Annotated in this window: 14 protein-coding genes; 9 read left to right on the top strand and 5 right to left on the bottom strand. The window is 60.3% G+C overall.

Annotation, left to right across the window (positions count from 1 at the left end):
- Positions 1–38 precede the first annotated feature (38 nt).
- Both HB676_RS16130 and HB676_RS16125 read left to right on the top strand, forming a co-directional pair.
- Complete coding sequence (locus HB676_RS16130) at positions 39–1,241, top strand: DUF2252 family protein (RefSeq protein WP_213738816.1); 1,203 nt, start codon at positions 39–41, stop codon at positions 1,239–1,241.
- A 130-nt stretch (positions 1,242–1,371) separates the two neighbouring features.
- Positions 1,372–1,533, top strand: coding sequence for a DUF2934 domain-containing protein (locus HB676_RS16125; protein WP_213738815.1), 162 nt, complete (start codon positions 1,372–1,374; stop codon positions 1,531–1,533).
- 15 nt (positions 1,534–1,548) lie between these two features.
- Here the strand turns inward: HB676_RS16125 and HB676_RS16120 are convergent, their stop codons facing one another.
- The 4 genes from HB676_RS16120 to glgX form a co-directional block, all read right to left on the bottom strand.
- Entirely contained in the window at positions 1,549–2,379 is an 831-nt protein-coding gene (locus HB676_RS16120) for a YhjD/YihY/BrkB family envelope integrity protein (RefSeq protein WP_213738814.1), read from the bottom strand.
- Positions 2,380–2,444: 65 nt separating this feature from the next.
- The gene (locus tag HB676_RS16115; protein ID WP_213738813.1) at positions 2,445–2,948 is read right to left on the bottom strand and encodes a ferritin-like domain-containing protein; all 504 of its coding nucleotides are present in this window, start codon (positions 2,946–2,948) and stop codon (positions 2,445–2,447) included.
- A 270-nt stretch (positions 2,949–3,218) separates the two neighbouring features.
- Entirely contained in the window at positions 3,219–4,076 is an 858-nt protein-coding gene (locus HB676_RS16110; protein ID WP_213738812.1) for a hypothetical protein, read from the bottom strand.
- A gap of 229 nt (positions 4,077–4,305) precedes the next feature.
- Positions 4,306–6,420, bottom strand: a complete 2,115-nt coding sequence (gene glgX / locus HB676_RS16105) for a glycogen debranching protein GlgX (protein WP_213738811.1) — start codon at positions 6,418–6,420, stop codon at positions 4,306–4,308.
- 156 nt (positions 6,421–6,576) lie between these two features.
- Between glgX and HB676_RS16100 the strand changes: the two genes are divergently transcribed.
- Complete coding sequence (locus HB676_RS16100; protein WP_213738810.1) at positions 6,577–9,279, top strand: EAL domain-containing protein; 2,703 nt, start codon at positions 6,577–6,579, stop codon at positions 9,277–9,279.
- A gap of 357 nt (positions 9,280–9,636) precedes the next feature.
- Positions 9,637–11,517 carry a PAS domain-containing sensor histidine kinase gene (locus tag HB676_RS16095; RefSeq protein WP_213738809.1) on the top strand — a complete coding sequence of 627 codons (1,881 nt, stop codon included), beginning with the start codon at positions 9,637–9,639 and terminating at the stop codon, positions 11,515–11,517.
- A 9-nt stretch (positions 11,518–11,526) separates the two neighbouring features.
- Here HB676_RS16095 and HB676_RS16090 read toward each other — a convergent pair whose 3' ends face one another.
- Entirely contained in the window at positions 11,527–11,859 is a 333-nt protein-coding gene (locus tag HB676_RS16090; RefSeq protein WP_218625752.1) for an antibiotic biosynthesis monooxygenase family protein, read from the bottom strand.
- A gap of 1,233 nt (positions 11,860–13,092) precedes the next feature.
- Here HB676_RS16090 and HB676_RS16085 point away from each other — a divergent pair.
- From HB676_RS16085 to HB676_RS16065, 5 genes are all read left to right on the top strand, one after another.
- Positions 13,093–14,652 (top strand): 2-isopropylmalate synthase, encoded by a 1,560-nt coding sequence (locus tag HB676_RS16085; protein WP_213738808.1) that lies wholly within the window; start codon positions 13,093–13,095, stop codon positions 14,650–14,652.
- Positions 14,653–14,936: 284 nt separating this feature from the next.
- Positions 14,937–15,950 (top strand): TRAP transporter substrate-binding protein, encoded by a 1,014-nt coding sequence (locus HB676_RS16080; RefSeq protein WP_213738807.1) that lies wholly within the window; start codon positions 14,937–14,939, stop codon positions 15,948–15,950.
- 105 nt (positions 15,951–16,055) lie between these two features.
- On the top strand, positions 16,056–16,625 hold the full coding sequence (locus HB676_RS16075; protein WP_213738806.1) for a TRAP transporter small permease: 570 nt from the start codon (positions 16,056–16,058) through the stop codon (positions 16,623–16,625).
- Entirely contained in the window at positions 16,625–17,908 is a 1,284-nt protein-coding gene (locus tag HB676_RS16070; protein ID WP_213738805.1) for a TRAP transporter large permease subunit, read from the top strand. Before HB676_RS16075 ends, HB676_RS16070 begins: the two co-directional genes overlap by 1 nt.
- A 148-nt stretch (positions 17,909–18,056) precedes the next feature.
- A complete protein-coding gene (locus tag HB676_RS16065) occupies positions 18,057–18,638 on the top strand; it encodes a Spy/CpxP family protein refolding chaperone (RefSeq protein WP_213738804.1) in 582 nt (193 codons plus the stop codon).
- Positions 18,639–18,664: the final 26 nt, after the last annotated feature.

Raw genomic sequence — 18,664 nt, 5'->3', positions numbered from 1 at the left:
GTCCTTTTGGAAAATTAAGTTATTTTGATCGGATAGGCATGTCGTCCAGAAAATTACTTCAGCCTTCCGATCGCGCGTCTGTTCTGACCACACGGCAAACTCTCAAAATGGCGCGTTCCGCGCACGCCTTTGTGCGGGGCAGCACCGTTCAGTTCTATGAATGGCTTAAAGCGCAAAAGCGCGGGACCCTGCCGGAAGGACCGCCGGTGTGGATTTGCGGCGACTGCCATGCCGGCAACCTCGGGCCTGTCGCCGGCATCGATGGGCGCGTCGCGGTCCAGATTCGCGATCTCGATCAGACGGTGATCGGAAATCCCGCGCATGACATTATCCGTCTGGCCTTGTCGCTTGCGACCGCCTCCCGAGGCTCCGACTTGCCGGGGGTGACCACGGCTCGCATTCTGGAGCAGGTGATCGAGGGCTACCGGGCGGCCTTGCGCCAGAATGCCGACACGATCGATGACGCGCCGCAATCGATTCAGGTTGTTGTCAGAAAGTCGATTGCGCGCTCGTGGAAACATCTGGCGAAAGAGCGCCTCGAAGACCGCAAGCCCACTATTCCGCTGGGAGCCAGGTTCTGGCCGCTTTCCGAGCCTGAGCAGAAAAAGATCGAGCAATTGTTCGAGAGTGCATCGTTGCACCGTCTGGCGACATCATTGCGGTCGCGCGAGGATGACGCGCCCGTCGAGGTTCTCGACGCGGCCTATTGGATGAAAGGGTGCAGCTCACTCGGGCTGCTTCGGTTCGCGGTCTTGCTCGGGATCGGCGAGGGCAAGAGGCGCGATTTCGCCTTGATGGATGTCAAGGAAGCCGTTCTGGCCGCGGCTCCCCGCTACGCCGGCGAGAAGATGCCGAAGGATAATGCCGTGCGCGTGGTCGAAGGCGCGAGACATCTTTCGCCGCAACTCGGAAACCGGATGATGTCAGGCCATCTGGCCAGGCGACCGGTCTTCATCCGCGAATTGCTACCACAGGATCTTAAAGTCGAGATCAGCCAATTGACCATCGAAGAGGCCATGAAGGCCGCGAGTTTCCTGGCCGGTGTGGTCGGCAAGGCCCATGCGCGTCAGATGGATAAATCGACGCGCGCTCGCTGGAGCAAGGAGCTCGAGCGTCATCGATCGAAGTCGCTGGATGCGCCGAGCTGGCTCTGGACCAGTGTGGTCAGCCTGATCGGCAAGCACGAAGTGGCGTATCTGGAACATTGCCGAAGATATGCCAGCCAGCCCGAGGCCGCATGAGCGTTCCGATTTTCGATTGGCGGCTGATTATTCGATGCGCGGAAAAACCAGGAACAAGATCGTAAGCGCTTGCGTTAATCCGTTGGACAGATCGAGGATTCAGGCGAACCTCGCAACGGAAAGAAAATCAATGTCAAAACCGACAGAAGAGCAGATCAGGGTTCGCGCGCATGAGCTTTGGGAACAGGCCGGAAAGCCTGAAGGACGCGAAGACGAATTCTGGCACCAGGCCGAAAAAGAACTGGCGCAGGGCGCCACGTCGGATGAAAAATCCACCACGTTCCTTGAATAATTTCGAGGGCCTGTTTTAGCCGCGTTTCGAGCCGTGACGCGTTGCAAAGGCATGCGTGATCTCGGCGCCCATCAATACGATCTGGGATGAATAATACACCCAGATCAGGAGCACGATGATGGAAGCGGCCGCCCCGTAGGTCGATTCCAGTCCCTGTCTTCCGATGTAAAAGCCGATCGCCAGTTTTCCGATCTCGAAGAAGATCGTGGTCAGGATCGCGCCGAGCCAGACATCGTACCAATCGATCGGTGTATCCGGCAGCCACTTGAACATCATCGCGAACAGGAGCGTGACGACAGCGAACGATACGATCAGGTTGGTCAAATGAAGCACACGCTCGTCGACATATCCGGCCGTGTACTTGCCGATCGCGGCAAGCGCCGTCGTCACCAGAAGCGAGATCAGCAGCAGGAAACCCAGCGCCAGCACGCCGGCAAAGGACAGGACATAACTGCGCATATAATACCAGAGGCCACTCCCGGGTGTTGCGTTGACCTCCCAGACGGTATTGAGCGCGTCTTTCAACTGCACCACGACGCCGATGGCCGCGAACAGCAGCGCGCCGGTTCCAAGGGTCGTTGCCAGAAGGCCGGCGTGGGGCCGGCTGGCATCGACCAGCATTGCCTGCACGGCCTTGGCGCCGGTTTCGCCGAGCAGGTCCTTGATGGACAGGGCGACCTGTCCGCTGACGGCGTCGCGTCCAAAGGCAAAACCGGCAATCGCGATCGCGATAACGACCAGAGGGCCGATCGAGAACACGGAGTAGTAGGCGAGCGCTGCGCCCTGGCGGGAATCCTTGTGGGCAGACCAATTCCCGGCCGCCTCCTTGATCACGTCCCACAGCACCGTCAGTCATCCTGATTGATAGCAGGCGAGGGAAGCCGGGGCGAATTGTCCCGGCTTCCGACTATTCAAAGCTCGTGTTCGGCTTCGACATTGACCACCGACTTGGCCAGTGTGGTCAAAGCCGCGTCCGTCGCCTTTTCTTCCTTCAGGGTCGCATCCAGCAGGGCGGCGGCGTCTTTCATGCCGAGCTCTTCGGCCCAGGTTCGCAGCGTGCCGTAGCGGGACATCTCGTAATGCTCCACGGCCTGGCCTGCAGCGAGCAAACCGGCATCCAGCGCGGGCATCCCCTTGTAGTCGGTCATGATCTCCGCGCCTTCCTTGGTGATGCCCATGATGGCGTCGCATGTCTTGGCGCGCGCGGGTTTGCCCAGGATCTTGAAGATGTCCTGAAGGCGCTTGACGTGCCCGCGGGTCTCGCGTTCGTGCTTGACGAAGGCGGCCTTCAATTCTTTCGAGTGCGCGGCCTTGGCCATTTTCGGCAAGGTCTTGAGGATCTTGTTTTCAGCGAAGTAAACGTCCTTGAGTGTGTCGTGAAACATGTCGCTCAGCAGCTTTGGCTTTTTGGCCATGATGGGCTCCCTGAATTTACAATGATCAAACCGAATGGAAGGACCTGACTATCAAGCGTCCAACGCGCAATGCGTTCCTGATGGATGGAAAAACGATCAGCGACGGATTGTCTCGCAAAAAAATCCCCCGCCGAAGCGAGGGATTTTGTCTGATGGCTGGTTTAACGCAGCAGCAGGATCAGGATGATGAGCGGAATCGGAATTCCAACGAGCCATAGCAGAATGGGCATGTGACGTTCCTTTCAGGAATGAGTGTTGGTTTGATAATCCTCAACGGCGAGCTTTGTTTCCCCATGTGCCTGTTCCCCATGTGCCGTCGCGAAGGCCACCGCCTTCGGTGGCGGCGAGACTGGCGCAGAAGGCTCCGAGCAACAGCGACGCGGTGAGCCAGAATGCGAGTTGCGCGGTGGCCTTGCGGGCGGCATCGAGGTCGGTCTTGGCCTGGGTGACGACTTCATTGACGCGCTTGTCGGCATCGGCCTGGCTGAGACCTGTGCGTGCGGCAACAACCTTGGCGACGTATTCGCGATCGGTCGACTTCAATTCGCCGCCATTGCGGAAGCTCGATGTGAACAATCGAAGCAGTTCACCGCGGGTCTCATTGCCGTTCCCTGCATTCTGCGAAGACGGGTTGTCCGAGCGAAGCAGCGTATCGACATAGCCATCCATCGGGCCGCTGCGGCTGGCCGCTGCCGCGCCTTGCGTTGCGCCGGACGCGCCGCCGCTGATCAGGCTGCCGGCCGGCGAGGCCAGCAACACAGCGCCAAGCACCGCTGCCAGCGCCCAGGCGATAAACCCATGCGCGGTGTCGCGGAAATACACTTCATCGCTGTGCACGCCGGTCCATCGCGTCCGCAGCCGGCCGGCGAGATAGCCGCCGATCGACGACGACAGCATCGCGATCACCAACAGATAGAGACCGGTGCCGATCTTGAAGGTCGTGGCCGACACGCCGGAGCCCGCCCATGGCGAAACCACCGAAAGCCCGAGCCCTAGGCCGAACGCGAGCAAGACAAACGTCAGCGCGCAGGAAACAACGGCGCCGGCGGTGACCGCGGGCCATGAAACGCCGGCAACAGAGGGCTCACCGGTGTCTACTCCCGGCTGAACAATAACGGTATCGATCATGGCGTTCTTCTCCCGCGCCGCTTTGCGGCACAAAATGTTTCTGGTGCCGAATTAATATGCAGGGGAACCGATGGTTCCATTTGAGGCGCGCGATTTCTTCAAGGGAAGAATAAGAGATGACGCGCGCGCAGACTCGCAGTGACCGCCGCGGCCATTCAACTGCACGCGCAACGCGTCGCGCCCTGCCGCCCGATTATCCAGACGGCAAGCCGTACGATCTGCCTGTGATTTATTTCGGCTTTATTGCGAACAGCAGCAGCGATCGTTCGGTGACCTGATATTGGCTTCCGAACGAAAATTCGGTTTCCAAAGCCGCATCAGGCATGTTGGTATCGATCAACAGCGACCAGCCTTCACCGGCCTCGCATTTCGGGAAGGTGAAATCGACGAGCCCTTCATAGCTGTTCATGACAATCAGGACGGTCTTGTCGTCACTCCGCCGCTTGATTCCGGTCTTCTGGGTACGGCCATCCACCATCATGCCGAAGCATTTCATCGACGCGTCTTTCCAGTTTGCGTCTTGCATCTCGTTGCCATTGGCATTGATCCAGGTCACGTCCTTGAGGTCGAGCGCCTCGTCGCGCTGACCGGTGAGGAAACGGCTGCGGCGCAGTGCTGGATAAGACCGGCGCAGCTCGATCAGGCGTTTCGTGAAAGCAAGCAGGTCGTTGGCGTCCTCGCCGAGATTCCAGTCGAACCACGAGATGTCGCTATCCTGGCAATAGGCGTTGTTGTTGCCCTTCTGGGTGCGGCCGAATTCGTCGCCGCCGAGCAGCATCGGAGTGCCCTGCGAAAACATCAGCGTGGCAAGCATGTTTCGCTTCTGGCGGTTTCGAAGCGCAATGATCGCCTTGTCGTCGGTCGGGCCTTCGGCGCCGCAATTCCAGGAGCGGTTACTGGAACTGCCGTCGCGATTGTCCTCGCCATTGGCCTCGTTGTGCTTGTCGTTGTAGCTGGCCCAATCGTTCAGCGTGAAGCCGTCATGCGCGGTGACGAAGTTGACGCTGGCCCAGGCGCGGCGTCCGCCATGGCTGAACAGGTCGCTGGATGCGCACAGCCGCGGCGTCAATTCCGCAACGGTGGCCTCGGTGCGCCAGAAATCCCGAACCACGTCGCGAAATTTGTCGTTCCATTCCGCCCAGCCGGGCGGAAAGCCGCCGACCTGATATCCGCCGGGTCCGCAGTCCCAGGGCTCAGCGATCAATTTGACCTGGGTCAACACGGGATCCTGATCGACCGCCTTGAGAAATCCGCTCTGCTCGTCGAAGCCATGGACTTCGCGCGCCAGAATAGTCCCGAGGTCGAAACGGAAGCCGTCGATATGCATGTGTTCGGACCAGTAGCGCAGGCTGTCCGTGACCATCTGGATCACGCGGGGATGCGACAGGTTCACCGTGTTGCCGGTGCCGGTGTCGTTGATGTACCGGCGCTGGTCGGCGGGAAGCCGGTAGTAGCTGGCATTGTCGATGCCCTTGAACGACAGCGTCGGCCCGAGTTCGTTGCCCTCCGCGGTGTGGTTGTAGACGACATCGAGAATGACCTCGAGGTTGGCGGCGTGCAGGCGGGCCACCATCTCCTTGAACTCGCGCAGGCTGTTGGGGACATCGGAGGCATAACGCGGGTCCGGTGCGAAGAAGCCGATGGTGTTGTAGCCCCAATAATTGGTGAGCTTCTTTTCCAGCAGATTGCTGTCATTGATGAAAGTGTGGATGGGCAACAGCTCGACCGACGTCACGCCGAGCGCGGTGAGGTAGTCGACCATCGGCTGGCTGCCGAAACCGGCATAGGTGCCGCGCAGCTTTTCCGGGACGCCTTGATGCTGTTTGGTGAAGCCCTTGACGTGGACCTCGTAGACGATGGTCTGATCCCACGGCACCATCTGCCGGCCCGCTTCGCCCGTCCAGTCGAAATCCGGGTCCACGATCACGCATTTCGGCATGAACGGCGCGCTATCGCGCTCGTCGAAGGTCAGATCGTCGCCAGTCTCCATCTTGTAGCCGAAAACGGCCGGGTCCCATTTCAGCGAACCTGCATGGGCGCGCGCATAGGGATCGAGCAGCAGCTTGTTCGGATTGAAACGGTGCCCGTTGTTCGGATCATAGGGGCCATGGACCCGGTAGCCATAAAACGTGCCCGGCCCGACATCCGGCAAATAGCCGTGAAAAACCTCGTCGGTATATTCGGGGAGTTCGATGCGGCTGAGTTCGCGCTCGCCGGTCTCATCGAACAAGCAGACCTCTACCTTGGTCGCGTTGGCCGAAAACAGTGCGAAGTTGGTACCTTTGCCGTCCCAGTGAGCCCCGAGAGGATTAGGCAGACCTTCTTCGATTGATTTGACCGGCATAAGCCCCCCGATATCGCTTTGCGCCCGATGCGCGCACGATAACAACAATGGAACCGGATTGTTGCACTGCGTTGACGAATTTAACGCTTCGGTAACCCAACTTCAAAACGGTTCTTCCATCCCGGCCCTTTATGTATCCCACCCGGGAGAGAGGCGATGCGGGAGAAACCTTCCGAAGCGAATGGCAGCCGCGTGAGCGGCCGCTGGGCGTTGGATTGGCGCAATCCGCTCAATTGGCTGATCCTCGGCGGCTTCATGCTGATCGCGTCGATCATCGCCGGCACCGCCACCGTCGTGCTGGATTTTCGCGAACGCGCGCTCAACAACAGCGAGCGCGAGCTGGAAAATACGGCATTGCTGCTCGCGCGTCATTTCGACCGGGAGCTCAGCGATTTTGAGTCCATCCAGAGAAGTCTGGTGCTGCGCATAGGCAGCATGGGGATCACATCTCCAGCGGAATTCAAGCGCCAGGTCTCGACCGAGGAGTTTCATGCCGTTCTGGAGCCGGTTGCCGGCTCGCTGACGGATGTCGCGGGAGTCAACATATTCGACGACAACGGTCAACTGATCAACTCGTCCAGATTCTGGCCGGTACCTGATCTCAATGTAGCGGATCGGAGCTATTACAGGGATTTCGTCACCAATGACCACTCGCCGTTGGTGCTGCTCACCCCGGTTCGCAGTCATCTGACCGAGCTATGGACCATTGTCGTTTCCCGCAAAATCGTTGGACCGGACGGACGGTTTCTCGGGGTTATCACGCGCGGCGTATCGCCGGCCAATCTGGAGAGTTTCTTCGAGTCCATTACACTTGGAATGGGTTCCACCATTTCGCTGTATCATCGCGACGCTACCTTGCTGGCGCGATATCCTCACGTCGAGGAGATGATCGGGCGGAATTTCCGGGACGTGCCAATCCAGCAGGTTCTGTCCACGGCGAACCATGGGACGATGCGGTGGGTCAGTCCCATCGACGGCGAAGATCGGCTGACGTCGGCACGTTCCTTGAGTGATTTTCCGCTTTCCATTGTCACGACAACGACGGTCGCAACGGCGCTGGCCGATTGGCGGGCGCAAACCCGGTCGCTGATTATCGCCGCCGGGCTGGCCACGCTCGTCATTGCCTTTACGTTGTTCGTCATCGCACGAAAGTTGTTTCAGCAGCACGAGGAATCCCAGCGAAGGCTGGCGCTGGAAAAAGAGCGCCTCGATACCGCCGTCAACAACATGACGCAGGGGCTGCTGCTCTATGACAAAGACGCGCGGATTGTTCTGTGTAACCAGCGTTATCTGGACATGTATAATCTGTCCGCCGACGTGGTGAAGCCGGGTTGGCATTTCCGCGATCTCATTGCGCACCGGAAGGAAAACGGTTCATTCCTCGGCGATCCCGATGCGTTTTGCGCCAAGGTGCTGCGCAACGTGGCGCAGAAACGCATGACCCAAAGTATCATGGAAACCCAGGACGGCCGCTCCATCCTGCTCGTGAATCAGCCGCTGGCCAATGGCGGATGGGTTGCCACGCAGGAGGACATCACGGAGCGCGCGCGCGCCGAGCAGAAGATTGCGCATCTGGCACATTACGACGCGCTGACCGATCTGCCCAATCGCGTGTTGTTCCGCGAGCAGTTGGAACAGGAATTGGAGTGCGCCAGGCCGGGCGAGCAATTGGCCGTGCTCTATATCGACATCGACGAATTCAAGAGCGTCAACGATTCGCTGGGCCACCCTGTGGGCGATGAGTTGCTGAAAGCCGTGGCGTGCCGCTTGCGGGCTTGCGTCAGGGAGAGGGACTTTGTCGCCCGGCTCGGCGGCGACGAATTCGCCATCGTTCAGATGGGCGTCAAGCAGCCAGGCGATGTGCTGGATCTGGTCAAGCGGTTTTACGACTCCATTCGCGAACCCTATGAATGTCTGGGGCATCAGATCAGGACCGACGCCAGCATCGGCATTGCGATGGCGCCGGATGACGGAACCGGTCTGGACCAGTTGTTGAAAAGCGCCGATCTGGCCATGTACGGCGCCAAGGCCGACGGGCGCCGAACCCATCGCTTTTTCGAGCCGCAGATGGATGCGCGCGTCAAGGCGCGGCGCACGCTCGAACTCGATCTGCGTCAGGCCATCGCCGAAGCGGCTTTTGAGCTGCGGTATCAACCCGTCGTCGATCTCGCCAGCAACGAGATCGTCGGCTGTGAGGCCCTGCTGCGCTGGCACCATCCCGCGCGCGGGATGATCTCTCCGGCCGACTTCATCCCGATCGCCGAGGAAACCGGCCTGATCTGCGAAATCGGCGATTGGGTGCTCACGACAGCCTGTGCGGAGGCCGCCAACTGGCCTGCGGGCATCAAGCTCGCGGTCAACGTTTCGCCGGTCCAGTTCAAGAGCCATGCGTTCTCATTGAAGGTCGCCAATGCGCTGGCGGTGTCGGGCCTGTCGGCCAGCCGGCTGGAACTGGAGATTACCGAAGCGGTGCTGATCCGCGACGACGAGGCCGCGCGCGTCATGCTGCAGCACCTGCGGGCCATCGGCGTGCGGATCGCGCTGGACGATTTCGGAACGGGGTATTCCTCGCTGAGCTATCTCAAGCGGTTTCCGTTCGACAAGATCAAGATCGATCGCTCCTTCGTCAACGATCTCGCCGATGCGGAAGGCTCGTCCTCCATCGTTCAGGCGGTCATCAACATCGCGAAGTCGAGAAACATGACGACGACCGCCGAGGGCGTCGAGACCGAACAGCAAAAACAGTTGCTTGCCAGTCTCGGTTGCACGGAAATGCAGGGCTTTTTGTTCAGCCAGGCGCGGTCGGTCAAGGAAATCAGGGCGATGCTGTCAAAGGGCAAGCGCACCGCGGCGGCGTGAGGTTCTTACCTGCTCTCCAGGGCAGAGGGCTATCGCATATGACTTTTCCGCCGCGGTAATCGCCTGGGGCCTCATGGTTCGAGACGCCTCGAAGACGAGGCTCCTCACCATGAGGGTTTAAGATTTAGCCGCGCGGAAAGCCCTCATCCTGAGGGGACGCCGCAGGCGGCCGTCTCGAAGGATGGCCGCACAAAGACTGCGGGCCCAGCCTCTTTCTTCTTAATGCGATAGCCCTTGCCACCCAAGGGAGGGTAAGAAGCTGCATCGCGTTTCCCGATCTTGTGCTACCCCCTATGACCAATACGCCGTTTTGGAACCATTTCGCGCCGGATCAGTTTGGGTAGCGCGGGAGTACGCATGGCTGGCAGCAAAAAAGACGAGCGAATTCTGTATGAGAGCGAACGTAATTTTCGCCTCCTCGTCGAAGGCATCACCGACTACGCCATCTATATGCTGAGCCCGGAGGGCCACGTCAGCAACTGGAACAAGGGCGCCGAACGCATCAAGGGTTATAAAGCCCGGGAGATCGTCGGGAAGCATTTTTCGACATTCTATACGCCCGAGGACCAGGCCGCCGATCTTCCACAAAAGGCGCTGGCAACAGCCCGGAAGGAAAAGCGTTTCCTCGCCGAAGGCTGGCGGGTTCGCAAGGACGGCACGCGGTTTTTCGCCTCCGTCGTCATCGATCCGATCTACGAGAAGCGCAAGCTGATCGGCTTTGCCAAGATCACCCGCGATATCACCGAGCGCCAGAAGGCGCTTGCCGAGCTGTCGAAAAGCCAGGGCCAGTTCAAGACGCTGGTTGGCGGCGTGACCGATTACGCGCTTTACATGCTCGATCCGGACGGCATCGTTTCAAACTGGAACGTCGGTGGCGAGCGCATCAAGGGCTATACGGCTGCGGAAATCGTCGGCCAGCATTTTTCGCGCTTCTACACCCCGCTCGACCAGGCCGCGGGAAAACCCGCGCGCGCGTTGAAAATTGCGCTGGAAAGCGGACATTACGAAGAGGACGGCTGGCGTGTTCGTAAAGACGGTTCGTTTTTCTGGGCCAGCGTCGTCATCGATCCCATTCGCGACGATACTGGAGCGCTGATCGGCTTTGCCAAGATCACCCGCGACATCACCGAACGGAAAGAGGCGCAGGAAAAGCTGTTTGCGATGCAACGCCAGCTCGCCGAATCGCAGAAATTCGATGCGCTCGGCCAGTTGACGGGCGGCGTCGCCCACGATTTCAACAATCTGCTGATGATCATTTCCGGCAGCCTTCACGCGATCCGCAAGGACATCACGAGCGAAAAGGCACTGAAGGCGCTACAATCGATCGACGGCGCTTCGCAACGCGCGGCATCGCTGACCCGCCAATTGCTCACCTTTGCCCGGCGGCAAAGCCTGCAACCGCAATCCATCAGACTCTCGGAGCGGCTCGACGTGCTCCGCGATGTCCTCAATAGCGGGTTGGGAAGCACGGTCTCATTGATGATCGACGTCGCCGACGATGTCTGGAACGTTGTGGTCGATCCCAACGAGTTCGAGACCGCGCTCGTGAACCTCGTCATCAATGCGCGCGATGCGATGCCTGAAGGCGGCTCGGTGGTAATCAGCGCCCGGAATGATCCGGAAAAGGATCAAGTCGCCGTATCGGTGGCGGATACCGGTGTCGGAATTCCGGACGATATCGCCACGAAGGTGTTCGATCCGTTCTTCACGACCAAGGCGGTCGGGAAGGGCACCGGTCTTGGCCTGTCCCAGGTGCACGGCTTCGCGCATCAGGCCGGAGGCACCGTCGGACTCAAGAGCATCCTGGGCGAGGGCACCACCATAACCATGTGCCTGCCGAAAGCGGCGGCGGAACTGACACCCGAGCAGAAGCAGGTCTCATTGAAGGGCAGCGGGACGGTATTGCTGGTCGAAGACAATCCCGAAGTGGCCACTGCGAGCACCGGCCTGCTCGAACAGCTCGGCTACCATGTCCGCTGGGCCGCCGACGCGTCGGCAGCGCTGGCGGAGCTGGAACGGGACGGCATCGACATCGTGTTCAGCGATGTCGTGATGCCGGGGAAGATGGACGGCATTGGTCTTGCCAAAACCATCCGCGCGAAGAACCCCAAAATTCCGATCCTGCTGGTCACGGGATATAGCTCCTCGACAGCCGAGATCGGCGCGCAGTTTCCGATCCTGCGCAAGCCGTATCAATTGCATGAGCTGAGCCGCGAACTGCAGAAACTGGCTTTGTGAGGTTAAACGTCAGTCCGCGCCCGCAGGCTCGAACGTCCGCACCACTTCGTATATCCCAGGGTCAAACGTCGCGATCGTCAGCGCCTCTTGTAAAAACGGCAACGGTGCAGGATCGGCCCGCATCGCCTGATACGCCTCAATGCTTTGCCACTGCGCATACATCGTCACTTTCGTGCCATCCATGCTGCGATGCAGGCTGGCTGAAACGAAGCCCGGCGCCTGACGCACCGAAACCTCGGTGGCTTCGATCAGAAGCTCAACCAGCCGCTGCTGGTTCGCAGGCTCAACCGTGAACACATTAATCAGGGTGATCACGTCGTTTGTCGTCGAAATCCGGGTCATGTCGCCTTCTCTTCTATTGGAAGAGAGGGATATAGGATCGGAAAGTGCATATGCGAAGTGCGCGGCGGTCCCTGATGGGATTTTACCCGACGGGCAAATCAAGCGCGCATCCACCAAATCAGAGTCCAGCCCCCCTTGGTGAAAATATTCTGATTTTCAGAAATGGCAAATCAGTCTATATCCATCGCCATCCCGCCTCACAAGAGGGGCGCTTCGCGGTCGTCACGGACGTTGGGTGCGGGATGCGATGGACGCGGATGGTGCTGTTGACGAGAGCACTTGGCGCGGACGGCGAAGTCGTATGGTCCTGACACCCCGACGCTGGTGTCAAGTTCTTGAGAAGCAAGCTTCTCAGGGGCGACGGTGGCAAGAGAGCCCGGTCGCCGGGGAGAGCGCGAAATAAGCCGTTAAAACCATTGCGCGGGGAAAGCCGGATGTTGCCGGTGAACTCGTGGTGACTAACGCGCGTGTTTACTACCCACACCACGCGCGGCTGCGGGTGCATCGGACACCCGGCTTTCCCCGCGCCCTCTGTCTTTCGAGGGCCAAAATTCCTGGCATCACTCGGACGCATCGCGCCGCGGGAGTGTGGAGGTGTGTCTCAACGTCATTGCGAGCGAAGCGACGAAGCAATCCATCTTGGGGCATGTGTTGCGCTATGGATTGCTTCGCTTCGCTCGCAATGACGGTCCTTCTTCTCCCCTCCCTCCGCGCGCGTCAGCGCGTGGCGGGGAGGGGCCGGGGGTGGGGGGTCTATCGGCAAATTCGCTGACAGCGGCATTCGCGGCGCCACCCCCCACCCTTGATCCCTCCCCGCCGCTTCGCGGGAGGAGGGAAAGCAGGATAGCGTCCGGCTCTTGGGCGCTGATTAGGTCAGCCCGGCTGACTATCTTTTGGCATTGCGGCGGGCTGGTTTTCTCGTTTAGAACGGTCGGGCAGGCCTCTCCGGGCAACCAACCGTCAACGGTTTTGCCCCAGGATATGGTCTCAAAGGGTCTGGCAATGCTGATTCGCAGCGAAAAGTATGGAGTTCGGGGTGGAGCGGCCAGTGCCGTGCGTACCCCCGCGATTCCGGCTGCGTCCATGCCCACCCTGCTTATTGGCGGGCTTCTGCTTCTTATCGGCCCCTGAGGGCCGTCTGGGCGGTTGCGCCTGGGCACTCAGGGGTTGCGCGAGATCACCAGACCCCTTCAGCGCTCGGAACACAGCGCACTGCTTAAAGGAATTTTCGTCATGACCACCGTGAACAAGTCCGACAAGGACCGCGTCGTTATATTCGACACCACCCTGCGCGACGGCGAGCAATGCCCCGGCGCCACCATGACCTTCGAGGAAAAGCTCGAGGTCGCCGAGATGCTCGACGATATGGGCGTCGATATCATCGAAGCCGGCTTTCCCATCACCTCCGAAGGCGATTTTCAAGCGGTCAGCGAGATCGCCCGGCGCTCGAAGAATTCGGTCATCGCGGGCCTCGCGCGCGCCCATCCCAAGGACATCGACCGCTGCGCGGAAGCCGTGAAATTCGCCAAACGCGGCCGCGTCCACACTGTCATCGCGACCTCGCCGCTGCACATGCGCGTCAAGCTCAACATGACGCCGGAGCAGGTGATCGAAACTTCAGTTACCAACGTCACCCGTGCGCGCAACCAGATCGACGATGTCGAATGGTCGGCCGAGGACGGCACCCGCAGCGAAATGGAGTTCCTGTGCCGCGTGGTCGAGGCCGTGATCAAGGCCGGCGCCACCACGGTGAACATCCCCGACACCGTCGGCTATACCGTGCCGGAGGAATACACGCATTTCATGCGCACGCTGATCGAGCGGGTGCCGAACTCCGACAAGGCGGTATTTTCAGTCCATTGCCATAACGATCTCGGCATGGCGGTGGCGAATTCGCTGGCCGGCCTCGCCGGCGGCGCGCGGCAGATCGAATGTACCGTTAACGGCATTGGCGAGCGGGCAGGCAATGCCGCGCTCGAGGAAGTCGTGATGGCGATCAATATCCGCAACGACAGGTTTCCGTACTGGAACAAGATCGACACCACGATGCTGACCCGGGCCTCCAAGCTGGTCTCGGCGGCGACCTCGTTCCCGGTGCAGTACAACAAGGCGATCGTCGGCCGGAACGCCTTCGCCCATGAAAGCGGTATCCATCAGGACGGCGTGCTCAAGGATGCCTCGACCTATGAGATCATGCGGCCGGAGATGGTCGGCCTGAAGAAGTCCTCGCTGGTGCTCGGCAAGCATTCCGGACGTCACGCGTTTATCCATAAGCTGGAGGAGATGGGCTACAAGCTCGGCGCCAACCAGATGCAGGATGCGTTCGACCGGATGAAGGAACTGGCCGACCGCAAGAAGGATATTTACGACGAGGATATCGAGGCGCTGGTGGATCAGGAGATCGCCGCCGCCCATGACCGGATCAAGCTGACCTCGCTGACCGTGATCGCGGGCACCCATGGACCGCAGCGTGCGACCATGAAGCTCGATGTCGACGGCCAGATCAAGATCGAGGAAGCCGAAGGCAATGGCCCGGTCGATGCGGTGTTCAACTGCATCAAGGCGCTGGTGCCGCATGACGCCAAGCTGGAACTCTACCAGGTCCATGCCGTCACCGAGGGCACCGACGCGCAGGCCGAAGTGTCGGTGCGGCTGGCCCATGAGGGCCGCTCGATGACCTCCAAGGCGTCCGACCCGGATACCTTGGTGGCCTCGGCCAAGGCCTATCTCGGCGCCCTCAACAAGATCGTCATGAAGCGCCAGCGGGACGTGCCGGCCGCGGCGGCGAGCTGAGCATCCACTGATGTCATTCCGGGGCGATGCGAAGCATCGAACCCGGAATCTCGAGATTCCGGGTTCGCGCTAACGCGCGCCCCGGAATGACGGCTGAGGAAAACAAGAAGGTGCGTCCGCGTTTTCGCACTGCAGCAATTTTCGCCCAAAGACCCTTTCCAAACGCCCCCTGCTAACGGGCAATGGCCTTTCGCCGGGCTTCTCTCTATACGTTCGGCTGGCATACAAGGCTTCCGGAGCCGCGCACGGCGCGCGCTCCGTAAAAAGGCAGCGGGAGGGGATACATGCGTAAATTGATCTTGGCGGCGGCATCGGTCGCGGCATTGGTTGGGGTAGCGGTTTTGGCCGGGCCGGCCTCGGCGCAAGCGCCGATCATCATCAAATTCAGCCACGTCGTGGCATCGAACACGCCCAAGGGCGCGGCGGCCGAGAAATTCAAGGAGCTCGCCGAGAAATACACCGCCGGCAAGGTCAAGGTCGAAGTCTATCCGAACTCGACGCTCTACAAGGACAAGGAAGAGCTGGAAGCGTTGCAGCTCGGCGCGGTCCAGATGCTGGCGCCCTCGAATTCCAAGTTCGGCCCGATCGGCGTGCGGGAATTCGAGGTGTTCGATCTTCCCTACATCCTTCCCGATCTCGCCACCTTGCGCAAAGTCACCGACGGACCGCTCGGCGCGAGACTCCTGAAGAAGCTCGATCCCAAGGGCATGACCGGTCTGGCTTACTGGGACAATGGCTTCAAGGAAATGACCGCCAACAAGAAGCTGATCGCGCCCGCCGACTACAAGGGTGTGAAATTCCGCATCCAGTCGTCGAAGGTGCTGGAAGCGCAATTCCGCTCGCTCGGCGCGATCCCGCAGGTGATGGCGTTCGGCGAGGTCTATCAGGCGCTGCAGACCGGCGTGGTCGACGGCCAGGAGAACACCACCTCCAACGTCTATTCCCAGAAGATGCACGAGGTGCAGAAGTACATGACCATGACCAACCATGGCTACATCGGCTATGTCGTGGTCGTGAACAAGAAGTTCTGGGACGGTCTGCCCGCCGATATTCGCGAGCAGCTTGAAAAGGCGATGAAGGAAGCCACCGCCTACGGCAACAACCAGTCGGCCAAGGAAAACGACGACGCGCTGGCGGAGATCATCAAGACCGGCAAGACCGAGATCATCAAGCTGACGCCGGAGCAGGACAAGGCGATGCGTGAAGCGATGGATCCGGTCTACAAGGACGTTGCGACCCGGGTCGGCCAGCCCCTGATCGATGAATTCATCAAGGAAACCGGTGGCGTCACCCACTGAGGAAAAATACCGGCGAGCTCTCGCGATAAAACGCGAGAGCTCGTTTTTGTAAGTGAATATTGAATAATGACGACGCGCCGGGGTTGGGGCGCATGTGGGGGTGGGATGCTTCGTATCCTTGATAGGCTCGAGGAAATTCTGATCAGTTCGCTGATGGCGGCGGCGACGCTTCTGATCTTTCTGTCGGTGGTACACCGGTTCGGCACCGGCGTGCCGTTGCTGTATCCCTATCTGATAGGCATCCACATCTCCTGGGCGCAGGAGCTGTGCATCTACATGTTCATCTGGATGGCGAAGTTCGGCGCGGCTTACGGCGTGCGCACCGGCATCCATGTCGGCGTCGACGTGCTGATCAAGCGGCTCAATCCGGAATGGCAGAAGGGCGTCATCCTGTTCGGCCTGCTCGGCGGCGCGCTGTTCACCGCGATCGTCGGCACCATGGGTGCGAAATTCGTTTACGAATTGATGAACACCGATCAGGTTTCGCCCGATCTCGAACTGCCAAGCTGGATCGTCTATGCCTGCATCCCGCTCGGCTCGTATCTGATGTGCTTCCGCTTCCTGCAGGTGTCCTGGCACTTCCTGAAAACCGGCGATCTGCCGCACCATGACGCGACCAATGTCGATGGCATCGAGGTCAGCCCCAAGGCGCCGGTCGCGCTGGGAGAAGCGTAATGAGCGCCGCGCTTATTTTCGGACTGCTGTTCGCCCTGATGCTGACGGGCATGCCGATCTCGATTTCGCTCGGCCTCACGGTGCTGACCTTCCTGTTCACGATGACGGAAGTGCCGATCGAAAGCGTCGGCCTGAAACTGTTCTCCGGCCTCGACAATTTCGGCATCATGGCGATTCCGTTCTTTATTCTGGCCGGCACCTTCCTGACCCGTGGCGGCGTGGCGCGGCGCATGATCGCCTTTACCACCTCGCTGGTCGGCCATCTGCCGGGCGGGCTTGGGCTCGCCGGCGTCGCGGCCTGCGCGATGTTCGCGGCGATTTCCGGCTCCAGCGTCGCCACGGTGGTGGCGATCGGCTCGATCATGATGCCGGCGATGGTCGAGCATGGTTATCCCAAGCGGTTCGGCGTCGGCGTGATCTCGACCTCAGGTGCGCTCGGCATCCTGGTGCCACCCTCGATCATTCTGGTTCTGTACGGCGTGTCGACCAATACCTCGATCGGCGCGCTGTTCATGGCCGGCATCGTGCCCGGCATCATGCTGGCGCTGATGCTCGCCGCCGTGACCTGGTTCATCGCCTGGCGCAACGGCTATCCGCGGATGCCGCGTGCAAGCCTGATGCAGCAATGGACCGCGTTTCGCGAGAGCATGTGGGGTCTGCTGCTGATCGGGATCGTGCTCGGCGGCATCTATGGCGGCATCTTCACGCCGACCGAGGCCGCTGCGGTCGCCGCGGTCTACGCCTTCTTCATCACGGTGTTCGTCTACAAGGAATTGAAGCTGCGCGAGGTCGGCAAGGTGTTGCTGCAGGCCGCGAGCATGAGCTCGATGCTGCTGTACATCATCACCAACGCGGTCCTGTTCTCGTTCCTGATGACGCACGAACAGATCCCGCAGGAGATGGCGGCCTGGATTATCGACAAGAATTTCAGCCTGTGGGCGTTCCTGCTGGTGGTCAACGTGTTGCTGCTGCTGGCCGGCAACGTGATGGATCCCTCGTCGATCCTGTTGATCATGGCGCCGATTCTTTTTCCGCTCGCGACCAAGATCGGCGTCAACCCGGTTCATCTCGGCGTATTGATGATCGTGAATACCGAAGTGGGGCTGTGCCATCCGCCGGTCGGCCTCAATCTCTATATCGCCAGCGGCATCGCCAAGATGGGCATCAGCGAAATCACCGTGGCGGTGCTGCCATGGCTGTGCGCGATGCTGGTGTTTCTCGGACTCATCACCTACATCCCCGAAATTTCGCTGTGGCTGCCGCGATTGCTCGGGATGATCTGATGCCAAATCTGGCGTTGCTATGATTTGAAATATTTGGAAGCATTTTAACCGATTACATCTTGGTAAAATCAGGCTCTGTTGCCAAACTGTAAGTTGATTGCCGGAGTGGCTGCGCTCATCTTCGGGCCGTCACCCAAGGGAGGTTGTTATGAAGAAGTTTTTTCTGGCCGGCATCGCGGCGCTCGCCATTGCCGGTTCAACCGTGGCTTATGCCCAGAACCGTCAGTGGTTTCATGAGCACATGCATGTGAGCCCCGAGGACCGGGCGGCGTTTGCCGATGCGCGGATCGCGGCGATTCATGCCGGGCTGAAGCTGACGGCGGATCAGGAAAAGCTGTGGCCGGCGGTCGAGAGCGCGGCGCGGGATTTCGCCAAGCTGCGGATCGACCGCGCCAATGCGCGGATGAACGCCAAGCCGGATGATCCGCAGAAGCCGGATGATCCGGTGGCGCGCCTGCGCCTGCGCGCCGACAATATGGCGGCGACGGCGGCCGCGATGAAGAAGATCGCGGATGCGGCCGATCCCCTCTACAAGACCCTCGATGAGGGCCAGAAGCGCCGGCTCGCCTTCCTGACCCATCGGGGAGGCCATCATGAGGGCTGGCGGCAGCGCGGCATGGATCGCGGCGGCGAGGACGGCGATCGTGGCTTTGGCCATGGTGATCGCGGCTCCGATCGCGGCTTCGGCGGCGGCCGGGACGGGGGCCGGGGCGGACCCGAGCGGCTTTAGGCCCAGCCTTTGTTGGCGGGGCCTGC

The sequence above is a fragment of the Bradyrhizobium sp. dw_411 genome, from assembly GCF_018449695.1.
Classification (GTDB): domain Bacteria; phylum Pseudomonadota; class Alphaproteobacteria; order Rhizobiales; family Xanthobacteraceae; genus Bradyrhizobium.
The sequence above is the reverse complement of the archived record's forward strand: the minus strand, read 5'-3'. Positions and strand labels throughout refer to the sequence as shown.

What these genes read in the sequence shown, in the direction of transcription:
- HB676_RS16130 (WP_213738816.1), top strand. Translation starts at nt 39, where the DNA reads ATGTCGTCCAGAAAATTACTTCAGCCTTCCGATCGCGCGTCTGTTCTG.
- HB676_RS16125 (WP_213738815.1), top strand. Translation starts at nt 1,372, where the DNA reads ATGTCAAAACCGACAGAAGAGCAGATCAGGGTTCGCGCGCATGAGCTT.
- HB676_RS16115 (WP_213738813.1), bottom strand. Translation starts at nt 2,948, where the DNA reads ATGGCCAAAAAGCCAAAGCTGCTGAGCGACATGTTTCACGACACACTC.
- HB676_RS16110 (WP_213738812.1), bottom strand. Translation starts at nt 4,076, where the DNA reads ATGATCGATACCGTTATTGTTCAGCCGGGAGTAGACACCGGTGAGCCC.
- glgX (WP_213738811.1), bottom strand. Translation starts at nt 6,420, where the DNA reads ATGCCGGTCAAATCAATCGAAGAAGGTCTGCCTAATCCTCTCGGGGCT.
- HB676_RS16100 (WP_213738810.1), top strand. Translation starts at nt 6,577, where the DNA reads ATGCGGGAGAAACCTTCCGAAGCGAATGGCAGCCGCGTGAGCGGCCGC.
- HB676_RS16095 (WP_213738809.1), top strand. Translation starts at nt 9,637, where the DNA reads ATGGCTGGCAGCAAAAAAGACGAGCGAATTCTGTATGAGAGCGAACGT.
- HB676_RS16090 (WP_218625752.1), bottom strand. Translation starts at nt 11,859, where the DNA reads ATGACCCGGATTTCGACGACAAACGACGTGATCACCCTGATTAATGTG.
- HB676_RS16085 (WP_213738808.1), top strand. Translation starts at nt 13,093, where the DNA reads ATGACCACCGTGAACAAGTCCGACAAGGACCGCGTCGTTATATTCGAC.
- HB676_RS16080 (WP_213738807.1), top strand. Translation starts at nt 14,937, where the DNA reads ATGCGTAAATTGATCTTGGCGGCGGCATCGGTCGCGGCATTGGTTGGG.
- HB676_RS16075 (WP_213738806.1), top strand. Translation starts at nt 16,056, where the DNA reads ATGCTTCGTATCCTTGATAGGCTCGAGGAAATTCTGATCAGTTCGCTG.
- HB676_RS16070 (WP_213738805.1), top strand. Translation starts at nt 16,625, where the DNA reads ATGAGCGCCGCGCTTATTTTCGGACTGCTGTTCGCCCTGATGCTGACG.
- HB676_RS16065 (WP_213738804.1), top strand. Translation starts at nt 18,057, where the DNA reads ATGAAGAAGTTTTTTCTGGCCGGCATCGCGGCGCTCGCCATTGCCGGT.